Source organism: Rhodococcus sp. 27YEA15 (assembly GCF_049739425.1).
GTDB lineage: Bacteria > Actinomycetota > Actinomycetes > Mycobacteriales > Mycobacteriaceae > Rhodococcus_F.
Genome location: NZ_JBMHHW010000001.1, coordinates 1,385,423 through 1,397,963, shown reverse-complemented (window position 1 = coordinate 1,397,963; position 12,541 = coordinate 1,385,423). Strand labels below are relative to the sequence as shown.

Annotated in this window: 13 protein-coding genes and 2 tRNA genes; 5 read left to right on the top strand and 10 right to left on the bottom strand. The window is 63.7% G+C overall.

The window, feature by feature from the left end; genetic code table 11:
• Positions 1 to 135 precede the first annotated feature (135 nt).
• The 4 genes from ABH922_RS06460 to ABH922_RS06445 all read right to left on the bottom strand — a co-directional run bounded on the left by ABH922_RS06460 (position 136) and on the right by ABH922_RS06445 (position 3,207).
• Positions 136 to 798, bottom strand: a complete 663-nt coding sequence (locus tag ABH922_RS06460; RefSeq protein WP_424806127.1) for an ATP-dependent Clp protease proteolytic subunit — start codon at positions 796 to 798, stop codon at positions 136 to 138.
• Between the two features lie 49 nt (positions 799 to 847).
• A complete protein-coding gene (locus tag ABH922_RS06455; protein ID WP_424806126.1) occupies positions 848 to 1,435 on the bottom strand; it encodes an ATP-dependent Clp protease proteolytic subunit in 588 nt (195 codons plus the stop codon).
• Positions 1,436 to 1,635: 200 nt separating this feature from the next.
• Positions 1,636 to 3,009, bottom strand: a complete 1,374-nt coding sequence (gene tig / locus ABH922_RS06450) for a trigger factor (protein ID WP_424806125.1) — start codon at positions 3,007 to 3,009, stop codon at positions 1,636 to 1,638.
• Positions 3,010 to 3,133: 124 nt separating this feature from the next.
• A tRNA-Pro gene (locus ABH922_RS06445) sits at positions 3,134 to 3,207 on the bottom strand.
• Between the two features lie 421 nt (positions 3,208 to 3,628).
• On the opposite strand from ABH922_RS06445, the gene ABH922_RS06440 reads away from it, so the two are divergent.
• Positions 3,629 to 3,702 (top strand) — tRNA-Gly (locus tag ABH922_RS06440).
• Here ABH922_RS06440 and ABH922_RS06435 read toward each other — a convergent pair.
• Positions 3,671 to 3,862, bottom strand: a complete 192-nt coding sequence (locus ABH922_RS06435; RefSeq protein ID WP_424806124.1) for a hypothetical protein — start codon at positions 3,860 to 3,862, stop codon at positions 3,671 to 3,673. The two genes, ABH922_RS06440 and ABH922_RS06435, sit on opposite strands and share 32 nt — an antisense overlap.
• A 34-nt stretch (positions 3,863 to 3,896) precedes the next feature.
• Between ABH922_RS06435 and ABH922_RS06430 the strand changes: the two genes are divergently transcribed.
• On the top strand, positions 3,897 to 4,709 hold the full coding sequence (locus ABH922_RS06430) for a DUF1542 domain-containing protein (RefSeq protein WP_424806123.1): 813 nt from the start codon (positions 3,897 to 3,899) through the stop codon (positions 4,707 to 4,709).
• Here the strand turns inward: ABH922_RS06430 and ABH922_RS06425 are convergent.
• Positions 4,706 to 5,503: an Fpg/Nei family DNA glycosylase gene (locus ABH922_RS06425; protein WP_424806122.1), complete on the bottom strand. Its 798-nt coding sequence runs from the start codon at positions 5,501 to 5,503 to the stop codon at positions 4,706 to 4,708. The genes ABH922_RS06430 and ABH922_RS06425 overlap by 4 nt on opposite strands.
• 16 nt (positions 5,504 to 5,519) lie before the next feature.
• Positions 5,520 to 5,993: a ribose-5-phosphate isomerase gene (locus ABH922_RS06420; protein ID WP_095969714.1), complete on the bottom strand. Its 474-nt coding sequence runs from the start codon at positions 5,991 to 5,993 to the stop codon at positions 5,520 to 5,522.
• 186 nt (positions 5,994 to 6,179) lie between these two features.
• Here ABH922_RS06420 and ABH922_RS06415 point away from each other — a divergent pair, with 186 nt between their 5' ends.
• Entirely contained in the window at positions 6,180 to 7,037 is an 858-nt protein-coding gene (locus ABH922_RS06415) for a M48 family metallopeptidase (RefSeq protein WP_424809585.1), read from the top strand.
• On the opposite strand, the gene ABH922_RS06410 is transcribed toward ABH922_RS06415, so the two are convergent.
• The gene (locus ABH922_RS06410) at positions 7,013 to 7,636 is read right to left on the bottom strand and encodes a DsbA family protein (protein WP_424806121.1); all 624 of its coding nucleotides are present in this window, start codon (positions 7,634 to 7,636) and stop codon (positions 7,013 to 7,015) included. The genes ABH922_RS06415 and ABH922_RS06410 overlap by 25 nt on opposite strands.
• A 172-nt stretch (positions 7,637 to 7,808) precedes the next feature.
• On the opposite strand from ABH922_RS06410, the gene ABH922_RS06405 reads away from it, so the two are divergent.
• Together ABH922_RS06405 and pepN are read left to right on the top strand one after the other, a co-directional pair.
• Complete coding sequence (locus ABH922_RS06405) at positions 7,809 to 9,047, top strand: NAD(P)/FAD-dependent oxidoreductase (RefSeq protein WP_424806120.1); 1,239 nt, start codon at positions 7,809 to 7,811, stop codon at positions 9,045 to 9,047.
• 61 nt (positions 9,048 to 9,108) lie between these two features.
• On the top strand, positions 9,109 to 11,688 hold the full coding sequence (pepN, locus tag ABH922_RS06400; RefSeq protein WP_424806119.1) for an aminopeptidase N: 2,580 nt from the start codon (positions 9,109 to 9,111) through the stop codon (positions 11,686 to 11,688).
• A gap of 72 nt (positions 11,689 to 11,760) precedes the next feature.
• Here the strand turns inward: pepN and ABH922_RS06395 are convergent, their stop codons facing one another.
• Together ABH922_RS06395 and ABH922_RS06390 are read right to left on the bottom strand one after the other, a co-directional pair.
• The gene (locus tag ABH922_RS06395) at positions 11,761 to 12,240 is read right to left on the bottom strand and encodes a DUF5130 family protein (protein WP_424806118.1); all 480 of its coding nucleotides are present in this window, start codon (positions 12,238 to 12,240) and stop codon (positions 11,761 to 11,763) included.
• On the bottom strand, positions 12,227 to 12,490 hold the full coding sequence (locus ABH922_RS06390; RefSeq protein WP_424806117.1) for a hypothetical protein: 264 nt from the start codon (positions 12,488 to 12,490) through the stop codon (positions 12,227 to 12,229). The genes ABH922_RS06395 and ABH922_RS06390 overlap by 14 nt, the downstream gene beginning before the upstream one ends.
• Positions 12,491 to 12,541: the final 51 nt, after the last annotated feature.

Here is a 12,541-nt window from a genome sequence, read left to right as displayed (position 1 = left end):
CGGAGTTTCGCGATCCGAGAACAGAGATCTGGGCCCGAAAGATTTGCCGTGCACCACCGCTACCAGCAAATTCTCCGGAGTACCGCCCCGCACCGAAAAGTCCTGTACTTGTATTCGGCACGAGGCGGAATTCGACTACTTCTGCGCGCTGAGCTTCCGGTAAGCCAGCACGTCGTCGATGATGCCGTACTCCTTCGCCTGCTCGGCGGTGAGGATCTTGTCGCGGTCGGTGTCGACCCGGATGGTCTCCGGATCCTTACCGGTGTGCAGCGACAGCGTGGTCTCCATCAGGCGACGCATACGCTCGATCTCCGCGGCCTGGATCTCCAAGTCCGAGACCTGGCCCTGGATGCCACCGGTGGCAGGCTGGTGGATCAGGATGCGCGAGTTCGGGAGTGCGAAACGCTTGCCCGGCGTACCACCGGCGAGAAGCACCGCAGCAGCCGATGCGGCCTGACCGAGGCAGACGGTGGTGATGTCGGCACGCACATACTGCATCGTGTCGTAGATCGCCATCAGCGCGGTGAAGGATCCACCGGGCGAGTTGATGTACATGGTGATGTCGCGGTCCGGGTCCTGGGACTCGAGCACCAGCAACTGCGCCATGAGGTCGTTGGCGGAGACGTCGTCGACCTGCGAGCCGAGGAAGATGATGCGCTCTTCGAACAGCTTGTTGTAGGGGTCGGACGTCTTGACGCCGTAGCTGGTCTGCTCCGTGAACTGGGGCAGGATGTAACGCGATTGGGGTGCCGACGGCGCCTGGCCGCCCAGCGAGTTGGCTTCGAAACGATGTGTCATCAGTTCTCCAAAGTATGAATCGGGCAGCTAAGGGACGGATCGAGCCGGCTCAGTTGCCGGCGCCGCCTGCCTCGTTCGCACGGGAGACGACATGGTCGACAAAGCCGTATTCGAGGGCTTCCTTCGCTGTGAACCAACGGTCGCGGTCGGAGTCCGCAGTGATCTGCTCGACGGTCTGACCGGTGTGCTGAGCAATCAGCTCGGCCATTTCGCGCTTGGTGTGCTTGAACTGCTCGGCCATGATCGCGATGTCGCTGGCGGAGCCGCCGATACCGGCGGACGGCTGGTGCATCATGATGCGCGCGTGCGGCAGGGCGTAACGCTTGCCCTTCGTGCCTGCCGACAGCAGGAACTGACCCATCGAGGCAGCCAGACCCATACCGAAGGTGGCGATGTCGCACTCCGCGAACTGCATGGTGTCGAAGATCGCCATGCCGGCCGTGACCGATCCACCGGGCGAGTTGATGTAGAGCGAGATGTCTCGCGTCGGGTCCTCGGCCGAGAGCAGCAGGATCTGCGCGCACAGCTTGTTGGCGATGTCGTCGTCGACCTGGGTACCGAGGAAAATGATGCGCTCGCGCAGCAAGCGCTCGAACACGGAGTCACTGAGGTTCAACCCAGCGGTTGCTGAGGCCATGGCGGGACTTTGGAAAGTCTCCAGGTGATTGGAAGTCACGGTACCTGCCTTCTGTGTGGATCTTCTTTACCAAAACTCATCTACTGACACAGACACTAACCAAGTAGGGCGGCACCGGAGTCCCGGTGCCGCCCTACTTCGCTCAAAGCGGAAATCTCATCGCAGTCGACTGCGGTGAAAACACCCGACAACCTGCGTTTTTACTTGTCTTCGCTCTCGGCGGAATCGTCAGCCTCGGCGTCGGCTTCAGCCTCGCCGCCACCGAACAGTTCAGCGGTGTCGACGACGGCGCCGCTGGTGTCCGTGACACCGGCAGCTTCGACGACCGACGCGAGTGCCTTGCCGCGTCGCACGTCCGCGAAGACGGCACCGAGCTGGTTGGCCTGCTGGATCTGCTGGATGAACTGCTCCGGAGCCATTCCGTACCGCTGCGCCTGGAACAGAATGCGCTCGGTGAGCTCGTCCTGGCCGACGGTGACGTTGCCCGCATCGGCGATCGCGTCGAGAAGAAGCTGCGTCTTGACGGAGCGCTCAGCGGCCTCCAACGTCTCCTTGTCGAACTCTTCGCGGCTGCTGCCCTGCTCTTCGAGAGCCTTGTTCAGTGCCTCTTCGTCGTGATCGAGGCCGTGAATGGCGTCGTGCAGTGCCGAGTCGACCTCGGCCTTGACGACAGCCTCGGGCAGCGGGACCTCGACGGTCTCGAGCAGCTGCTCGAGCACCTTGTCGCGGATCTGGCCGGCCTGCTCGACCTTGCGGACGCGTCCCACACGCTCACGCAGATCGTCCTTGAGCTTGTCGATGCTGTCGAACTCGCTGGCGAGCTCGGCGAACTCGTCGTCGGCCTCGGGCAGTTCGCGTTCCTTGACCGTCTGAACGGTCACGGTGACGACAGCTTCCTTGCCTGCGAACTCACCGGCAACGAGGTTCGAGGTGAAGTCCTTCGACTCGCCTGCCTTCACACCCACGACGGCCTCGTCGAGACCCTCGATGAGCTGTCCCGAACCGACCTCGTGCGACAGGCCGCTCGCGGTTGCCTCCGCAACGTTCTCGCCGTCGACGGTCGCGGAGAGATCGATGGAGACGAAGTCACCGTCCTGCACTGCGCGGTCGACACCGGTGAGAGTGCCGAAACGCTGACGCAGCGACAGAAGCTGCTCTTCGATGGCCTCGTCGGTGATCTCGATCGGATCGACCTCGACGTTGATGGAGCTGAACTCGGGGAGTTCGATCTCGGGGCGGACGTCGACCTCGGCGGTGAATTCGAGGAGTTCGTTGTCTTCGATCTTGGTGACTTCGATCTCCGGCTGGCCGATGGCCTTCACGCCGGCGCTGGTGACTGCCTCGGAGTAACGCGTGGGCAGTGCGTCGTTGACGACCTGCTCCAGCACGGCACCGCGGCCGACACGAGCTTCGAGGAGGCGGGCCGGAGCCTTGCCGGGACGAAAGCCGGGGAGACGAATCTGCTGCGCGAGGGCCTTGTAGGCCTTGTCGAAATCAGGCTTGAGTTCCGCGAAGGGCACCTCAACGTTGATACGGACTCGCGTCGGGCTGAGCTGCTCGACGGTGCTCTTCACGAAACTTCGCTCCTTCGTCTGGTCTTGCTCACTACTTGGGTAGTACTGGCTTGCGGTCGGTCTGTCCTGCTCGGCACCCCGTCGACCCCGCCGAGCGAGGGTCGTGGTGCCGTATACGTACTTGTCGGGATGACAGGATTTGAACCTGCGACCCTCCGCTCCCAAAGCGGATGCGCTACCAAGCTGCGCTACATCCCGTTGTCGATCTGTCCAGCTGGTCGAACTGTCGAGCCGGTCCAACCGAACAGCCGGCCGAACACCGAAAATGGACCGTCACGTCGCAACCGACGTGAGCCGGTCCGAACGGCCGCGTTCAACCTTATCGCGCTCACCACTCTCTCACGAACCCGACCGACATTCGAACACGGCCCAGCCCGGGAGACCGCACAAGTATTGCACTCGCAGATATTCACGGATGCGGGCAGCCCGACCATCACGGATGCGGGCAACTCGGCGCGGAGCAGATGCCGCCGTCGACGGCTGTCGGCGGTGACTCCGCTTTCGGCAACTTCGCAGGTCATGTCCGGTCCCCACCCCCGATTATGAAAATCGGGGCGGCATTGGGTAAAGTTCCGTATCGCAGACGACGAACACGGCGATCCCGAGTTCGCGTATGCACGGGGATGTAGCTCAATGGTAGAGCCTCAGTCTTCCAAACTGATCACGCGGGTTCGATTCCCGTCATCCCCTCCACATCGGAGGGAAACCTCGAACGAAGACCGGCGACAAACCTGTTGCCGGTCTTTTTCGTGTTGCCCCGCCCGCGATCGCCGGCCCGGACGACAACCCCACCCGAGTCCGTATCCTGGAGTTGTCCGATTCGCCCGCCGACTTCCTCGACGTCGGTCGGCATCGCCCACGCTCCACACTGGCCCGGGAGGCACTCCATGACCACGTTTCTTCTCATCCTCATAGTCCTGGGGGCGGTTGTCTTCCTTGTCATGAAGAGCCAGCAGCGAAACGGGGGAAGCAGCGCCCGCCAACTCGACGACGCCAAAGCCGATGCCCGGCAGTCGATAGAACGTCTCGGCGGGCAGGTCTACAACCTCACCGGCAATGACGACGCGTCGCGTCAGGCCCTCGCCGACGCCGGCGAGCGCTACAACGCCGCAGGTTCACAGATCGATCAGGCGACGTCACCCGTCCAGGCCCGGCTGGCGAAACAGACTGCACTGGAAGGCCTTTACTACATCCGCGCGGCACGAACAGCCATGGGAATGGACCCGGGGCCCGAGGTACCGACCATCGAAGGGCAGAAAGCTGCGGGTTCGGTCACCGAGGATCGTGAGGTCGAGTTCGAGGGCCGTAAGGTTGCGGCGTCACCGAATCCGTCGTCGGCCACGCCCAATTACTATCCTGGCGGTCGAGTTGCCGGTCGTCCCGTCCCGGCGGGTTGGTATTCCGAGCCGTGGTGGAAGCCTGCGCTGGTGGCAGGGGCCTGGGGTATGGGTTCGATGCTGCTCTTCTCGGCCATGTTCTCGGGCATGGCGGGTGTCGGCTACGGAGCAGATCAATTCGCTTCCGGCGACGGCGGTTTCGACGGCGGCGGTAACGACTTCGACGGAGACCAAAGCGGTTTCGACGGGGGCGGGAACGACTTCGGGGGCGGGAACGACTTCGGGGGCGGGAACGACTTTGGCGGGAACGACTTCGGGGGCGGCGACTTCGGGGGCGGCGACTTCGGCGGATTCGACTTCTAACTCGCCTGACACACCGGGCACCAGAACAGATTTCGTGCCTTCATGACCGAATGCAGGATCGTCGTGCCGCACACACGGCACGGCGATCCTGCTCTTCTGTAGACATACGTTCGCGGCCGGTCTTTCGCGTAAGCCGGATCGCCGTTGTCGTGCTCGGCGCGCACCACGTGCATCTTGCCACGGCGTACGCCCACCTTCATCAGGTCGACGAGGTCTGCCCACATCGCAGTCCATTCGTCCTGAGTGACGAGGTTGCCCGGCCGCTCCGGATCGATGCCGTGCCGGAAGAGCAGTTCGGCGCGGTAGACGTTCCCGACGCCGGCAAGAACGGCCTGGTCCATGAGCATCGCGCCGATTGCGGTCTTGGACTTCGAGATCCGCGACCACGCCTGATCCGGGTCGGCATCGCGCCGTAACGGGTCGGGGCCGAGTCTGGCCTCTATGGCAGCGACTTGCGGAGGCAACAGAACCTCGCAGGCGGTAGGACCGCGAAGGTCGGTGCCGAAGTCGGCACCGACCATTCGCATCCGCACCTGGCCTACCGGTTCTTCCATCGGCGGAGCGCTGTCGGTGAACTTTCCGTACAGACCGAGATGAACGTGAACGATCAGCCCGTTGTCGTAGGTGTGCCAGAGATGTTTACCCCAGGCATCCGACGACACGAGTACATGCCCGTCCACCAGTCGTGCATCTTCGGCGAATCTTCCCTGCGGACTCGAGACGCGAACTGGTGAACCGACGAACTTGCGGGTGTGCAACCGTGCCAATCGGTGCAGGGTGTGGCCCTCGGGCACGGTGAACTCTTTTCGGTCAGGCCTGCGGCAGTGCCGGTGCGACGCCGGTCTTCTCGTACTCGGACAAGATGTCGATGCGACGCTGGTGGCGCTCTTCACCGGACCAGGCGGTAGCGAGGAAGGCGTCGACGATGGCGAGGGATTCCTCGAGGGAATGCATGCGGCCGCCGATGCCGATGAGTTGGGCGTTGTTGTGCTCGCGAGCGAGCTTCGCAGTTTCGACACTCCACGCGAGTGCACATCGGGCGCCGGGAACCTTGTTGGCGGCGATCTGCTCGCCGTTACCGCTGCCACCGAGGACGATGCCCAGGCTGCCTTCGTCTGCCACGACCCGCTTGGCGGCCTCGATGCAGAAGGCCGGGTAGTCGTCCACGGCGTCGTACTCGTGTGCTCCGCAGTCGACAGCTTCGTGTCCGTTCGCTTTCAGGTGTTCGATGATCTCGTTCTTACGTTCGAATCCGGCATGGTCGGCACCCAGGTATACGCGCATGGCGACAATTCTCGCAGGCCCCACCGGCGGACCGCACCCGGGTCGACATCGAACGGTCGATCCCGCACCCGACTCTCCGAGCCACCTATCGTGGTGCCCATGCACCCCGACAGCGGTCACAGTGGTCATCCGGCGCAGGCGTTCGCAGCCGGTCCCCCGGGTCGATCGGTATCAGGGCCCGGACGAATGGTGCCCGGAAGCGCTCCCGTTCGGCATCCCTGGGAGATCCCTCTGCTCGTTCTGGCGATTCTGACCACGGCGATCACGTATGTCGTGGCGGTGATCCTGATCGCGACCGGCGACCTGTCCACCTGGATTCTGGTGGTGTTGGCCGCTCCGATCATCTTGTTCTTCGCTCGCGGTCAGTTGTACGCGTCCCAGCAGGTGAACGGTATCAAGATGACGCCCACCCAGTTTCCCGACGGATATCGGATGGTGGCGGAGGCCGCGGCCCGGTTCGGTATGAGAAAGCCGCCGGACGCATACGTCGTTCTCGGCAACGGCCAGATCAACGCCTTCGCATCCGGCCACGGATTTCGGCGGTTCGTGGTCGTGTACAGCGATCTGTTCGAAGTGGGCGGGCAAGCCAGGCAACCGGATGCGCTGGCTTTCATCATCGGCCACGAGGTGGGCCACATCGCGGCCGGTCACGCATCCTACTGGCGGCAGTTGGGGCAGTTCGCGTCGAACTACATTCCGGTGATCGGGTCGTCGCTCTCCCGCTCGATGGAGTACACCGCCGACAACTTCGGATTCCACGTCCGCCCGGTGGGGGCACCTGGCGCGATGGGTGTACTCGGTGCCGGAAAATATCTGGTAGGCCTCGTCGGCTTCGACGAGCTGGCAGACCGCGCAACTCTCGAGTCCGGCTTTTTCGCCTGGCTGGTCAATCTTTTGTCGAGTCACCCGGTTCTGACCTGGCGTGCGGCTGCTCTGCGCAACCGCACGCGATCAGGTCATCTCTTCTTCAAACCGAAGATGATCGGTCCTGGTCCGGGCTTACCGCCCGTGCCCAGTGGTCAGTCGAATTCCGGATTCTCGTGACGGGTGCGCTTGAGTTCGAAGAAGTGCGGGTAGCTCGCCAGTGCCACCGCGCCGTCCCACACTCGTCCGGCGTCCTCGCCGCGCGGGATACGTGAGAGGACCGGGCCGAAGAAAGCCACACCGTTGACGTGGATCGTGGGCGTTCCCACATCGGGTCCGACGGCGTCCATGCCCTTGTGATGGCTCTCGCGCAGCGCCTCGTCGTACTTGTCGGTGTTCGCGGCATCGGCGAGTTCGGCAGGCAGGCCGAGCTCTTCGAGAGACCGCTTGATCACCTCGTCGAAATCCTTGTTGCCTTCGTTGTGAATCTTCGTGCCCAGAGCGGTGTAGAGCGGTAGAAGGATGTCGTCACCCTTCAGCTGCGCTGCGGCGATCGCAACGCGAACCGGCCCCCATGCCTTTGCCATGGTCTCGCGGTACGCCTCCGGAAGGTCGCGGCCTTCGTTGAGGACGGCGAGGCTCATGACGTGGAACTTGGCCTCGATGTCACGTACCTCTTGCGCTTCGAGAATCCACCGCGAGGTGATCCAGCACCAGGGGCACAGGGGGTCGAACCAGAAATCAGCAGTGTCCTTGGTAGTGCTCGAGGTTGCGCTCACGAAGAAACTCCCTGTCGTTCATGTTTCGGTCGTTACATGTCAGGTGCGGGCGTGCCTGCCCGCACCTGTTGTGCCAACAACGATCGACCCTCAATCCTTCCCGCGATACTCACGAACGACGTCGCAGTCGCAGTACTGTCGAGGTACCCGACTGCGGAGGAGTGGTTCAGGCATGAGCACCAATCGGAGATTCGTGATCGTCGGCGGCGGGCTCGCCGGTGCGAAGACAGCAGAAGCCCTGCGTAAGCGAGATTTCGACGGCGAGATCACCGTCGTCAGCGCAGAAGATCACCTTCCGTACGAGCGGCCGCCACTGTCCAAGGAGTTCTTCGCGGGCAAGAAGACCCTCCCCGAATTCACCGTGCACGACGGCGACTGGTTCCGCGACCATCACGTCGACCTTCGACCTGGCACGACCGTGACGGCAATCGACGTCGCAGCGCACACCGTCTCGCTGCCGGACGGGTCGACACTCGCCTACGACAAACTCGCCTTGGCTACCGGCTCTCGTTCGCGTCGCCTCGACATTCCCGGGGCCGACGCCGACGGTGTCCATTACGTTCGGACGGTAGATCAGGCGGCTGCGCTGCTGGGAGCCTTGGCGGCGGACAAGAAACTCGTCGTGATCGGCGCCGGCTGGATCGGATTGGAAATCGCGGCGTCAGCGCGAGGTTTCGACGTGAACGTCACAGTTCTGGAACACTCCGACCTCCCCCTCGAGTCGACGCTCGGACCGGAGATCGGGCAGGTATTTGCGAACCTGCACCGGCAGAACGGCGTGGACCTGCGCACCGGCACCGACGTCGGTGCGATCGCCGTAGAGGGTGGGCGCGCCGCCGGCGTCACCCTGGCCGACGGCACCACGATCCCCGCCGATGCGGTACTGATCGCCGTCGGAGCGTTGCCCGACATCGAGTTGGCATCGGTAGCCGGCATCGACGTCGACGGGGGCGTGATCGTCGACGCCGGCCTGCAGAGCAGCGATCCGGACGTGGTGGCGGTCGGCGACATCGCAGCGGCCCAGCATCCGATTCTCGGCACCCGAATCCGAGTGGAACACTGGGCGAACGCGCTCAACCAGCCGGAGATCGCGGCCGACACCATGCTCGGACTCCCTGCCGAGTACGTGCGGATGCCGTATTTCTTCACCGATCAGTACGACCTCGGAATGGAATACGTCGGGCACGCGCCGCACGGCTCGTACACGTCGGTGATCACGCGCGGCGACGTCGACAAGCGGGAGTTCCTGGCATTCTGGCTCGATAGCGCAAACAAGGTGCTGGCCGGCATGAACGTGAACATCTGGGACGCCGGTGAGGACATCAAGGAACTTGTCTCGTCAGCCCACCCGGTGGACCCTCGGCGACTGGCCGATCCGGCAATTGCGCTGTCGGATACGTCCGTGAGGTGAAGCAGTTCGCTTCGTGATGGGATGGACATATTAGATCCGCACCATCAACGAGGAGATCTTCGTGGTCGCACCGAACCTGACACGCGAAACCGCTGCGCAGCGGTCAGCACAACTGACCGTCGCGAATTACCTGATCGAACTCGATCTCACGGACGGCAACGGCGCCCCCGGTGAAGGGACGTTCCGCTCGATCACCACTGTCACGTTCTCGGCGACGGCCGGGGCGAGCAGTTTCGTCGACATCGTCGCCGCCCGGGTTCATTCGGCAACACTCAACGGCACCGCCCTCGACGTTTCCGGGTACGACGAGGCGACCGGAATCAACCTGCCGAATCTCGCTGCCGACAACGAACTGGTCGTAGACGCGGATTGTGTGTACTCGCACACCGGTGAGGGGCTGCACCGATTCGTCGACCCCACCGACGACGCCGTGTACCTCTACTCGCAGTTCGAGACGGCCGATGCCAAGCGCATGTTCGCGTGCTTCGACCAGCCTGATCTCAAGGCCACCTTCGACCTCCGCGTCACCGCGCCCACCTCGTGGAAGGTGATCTCGAACTCCGCCGTCGTCGATACGGTTATCGCCGAACCCGGCAAGCACGTCTTCCGGACCACCCCGAAGATGAGCACCTATCTGGTTGCGCTCATCGCCGGACCGTACGCGCAGTGGACCGACGTCTACTCCGACGAGCACGGCGAGATCCCCCTCGGAATCTTCTGCCGCGCATCGTTGGCCGAGTTCATGGACGAGGAGCGCCTGTTCACCGAGACCAAACAGGGATTCGATTTCTACCACCGCAACTTCGGTGTTCCCTACGCCTTCGGCAAGTACGACCAATTGTTCGTCCCCGAGTTCAATGCGGGCGCGATGGAGAACGCCGGCGCGGTGACATTCCTCGAGGACTACGTCTTCCGTTCCAAGGTCACCCGCTACTCGTACGAACGCCGCTCGGAGACGGTGCTGCACGAGATGGCGCACATGTGGTTCGGCGACCTGGTCACGATGACCTGGTGGGACGACCTGTGGCTCAACGAGTCCTTCGCGACGTTCGCTTCGGTGCTGTGCCAGTCCGAGGCCACCGAATACACGAATGCATGGACGACGTTCGCGAACGTGGAGAAGTCCTGGGCGTACCGGCAGGACCAGTTGCCCTCGACGCATCCCATCGCCGCGGACATTCCCGATCTGGCCGCCGTCGAGGTCAACTTCGACGGAATCACCTACGCCAAGGGTGCGAGCGTTCTCAAGCAGCTGGTGGCGTACGTCGGGCTCGAGCCGTTCCTGGCTGGTCTGCGGGAATACTTCCGTGAGCACGCCTTCGGTAACGCCACGTTCGACGACCTGTTGGGCGCACTCGAAACTGCTTCCGGCCGTGACCTTTCCGACTGGGGAAGGCAATGGCTCAAGACCACGGGCCTGAACATCCTGCGCCCCGACTTCGACGTCGACTCGGAAGGTAAGTTCACCCGCTTCGCCGTGATACAGGACGGTGCAGCCCCCGGCGCGGGTGAGCGGCGTATCCACCGCATCGCGATCGGTATCTACGGCGACGTCGACGGGAAACTCGTGCGCAGCCACCGCGTCGAGCTCGACCTCGACGCCGCCGAGAGCACCGACGTCCCCGAACTGGTCGGGGTGTCACGCGGTGATCTGGTCCTGCTCAACGACGACGACCTCACCTACGGTTCCGTTCGACTCGATTCCGACTCTCTCGCCACCGCTGTCGATCGGGTCGGCGACATCGCCGAATCACTGCCTCGCACCCTGGTGTGGTCGGCAGCCTGGGAGATGACCCGTCAGGCCGAGCTCAAGGCCCGCGATTTCGTGGCACTCGTTCAGCGTGGCATCAGCTCTGAGACCGAAGTCGGTGTCGTGCAGCGACTTCTACTGCAAGCACAGACCGCGATCGGCGGCTACGCCGACCCGGCGTGGGCATCCTCGACCGGGTGGCCCCGGTTCGCGGATCGCCTCCTCGAGCTGGCTCGCGCAGCCGAGGCCGGGTCCGATCATCAGTTGGCCTACGTGAACGCACTGACCGGGGTGCAGCTTTCACCGCGGCACACCGACGTCCTTCGCGCATTGCTCGATGCCGATCCGGCTACTGCCGGTCTGGACGGTCTGCTCGTCGACACCGATCTGCGCTGGCGCGTCGTCGGGGCTCTCGCTGCTGCCGGTGTCATCGACGCCGACGGGATCGAGACCCCGTTCATCGACGCCGAAGCACAGCGCGATCCGACCGCTGCCGGTGCCCGTCAGGCAGCCGCAGCCGCCGCGGGCCGCCCGCAAGCAGCGGTCAAGGAACAAGTATGGACAAAGGTGGTCGGTGACGACTCGGTTCCCAACATCACCGCCCGCGCGATCATCGGCGGTTTCTCCCGCGAAGGACAAGGCGAACTACTCGAGCCGTTCGTCTCCCGATACTTCGACGACATCGCCGCAGTCTGGGAGCGACGCTCGAGCGAAGTCGCACAGACCGTCGTGATCGGCCTCTACCCGGCCTGGTCGATCTCCGAAGAGTCCGTCGCTGCCGCCGACCGATTCCTCACCGGCGACATCCCGTCGGCGCTGCGCCGTCTCGTCATCGAGGGACAGGCCGCAGTGGTGCGCTGCCTCGCCGCCCGGACTTTCGACGCGAGCTGACACACGAAAGGCAGGTGCCCGCCCCGATTCTCGTGAATCGGGGCGGGCACCTGCCTGTGCGCGGTCTGAATGCTACGGAGCGGAAATCGCTGCCGCCATGACGCGGATTGCACTGATCAATCCGTCGATCAGGTTTCCCTCACTGAAGGATGCCACAGCGGCGGTGGTGCCGAGTTGCGCAACACGATCGGTTGCCCGGTCTGCCACGGCTCGACCGGTACGCACCTCGACGGTTCGCTGGTTCGGCGAAACGGCGATCAGGATGGAGCGCTCGGCTTCGGGCGTGGTCGGGAACAGCGCGGCCACACCGGCGGCCGGATCGGCTCCGAGATCGCCGACGTACGCGTTGAAGCGGATCTTGGTCGCCCGAGTCGCCTCGGTGATCGCCACATCGAGTGCGACGAGTTCCTCGACTTCGAACGGTAGATCGTCGGTGAACGGGTCGCCGATCCGGTGTACACCGGAGACACGTCCACTCGAGGTGATGACACTGCCGACGGGCAGGTCTTCGGGCGCTATTGCGAGCGCGCTGGAATGATCACCACTTGCCACTTGCGGATCCTCCAATCAGGTCAGCCGAACCGGCTTCGATGGCGTGTGCACTGCCGTGGTGACCGCCACGGACAGTGACCTCGTCGACCGCGCTCCACAGCACCGGAGCGTGATCCCACGACTCGCCAAGGTGGAACGCCGGCGGAACCGGGCCAGGCGTCTTCTTCCCGAGGAAGGACGCAACCGCGAAGAACGCAGTGATCAGAACCGGAATCCCAACGTATATCAGAACTACCTCGAGAATGCTCACACCAGACAAGGTAGCCCAGAACGTCCCGGACCATGGCGTCAGGGCAGCAAA

Coding starts and splice junctions, on each gene's coding strand:
- ABH922_RS06460 (WP_424806127.1), bottom strand. CDS start 798: ATGACACATCGTTTCGAAGCCAACTCGCTGGGCGGCCAGGCGCCGTCG.
- ABH922_RS06455 (WP_424806126.1), bottom strand. CDS start 1,435: ATGGCCTCAGCAACCGCTGGGTTGAACCTCAGTGACTCCGTGTTCGAG.
- ABH922_RS06435 (WP_424806124.1), bottom strand. CDS start 3,862: ATGCCGACCGACGTCGAGGAAGTCGGCGGGCGAATCGGACAACTCCAG.
- ABH922_RS06430 (WP_424806123.1), top strand. CDS start 3,897: ATGACCACGTTTCTTCTCATCCTCATAGTCCTGGGGGCGGTTGTCTTC.
- ABH922_RS06420 (WP_095969714.1), bottom strand. CDS start 5,993: ATGCGCGTATACCTGGGTGCCGACCATGCCGGATTCGAACGTAAGAAC.
- ABH922_RS06415 (WP_424809585.1), top strand. CDS start 6,180: ATGGTGCCCGGAAGCGCTCCCGTTCGGCATCCCTGGGAGATCCCTCTG.
- ABH922_RS06405 (WP_424806120.1), top strand. CDS start 7,809: ATGAGCACCAATCGGAGATTCGTGATCGTCGGCGGCGGGCTCGCCGGT.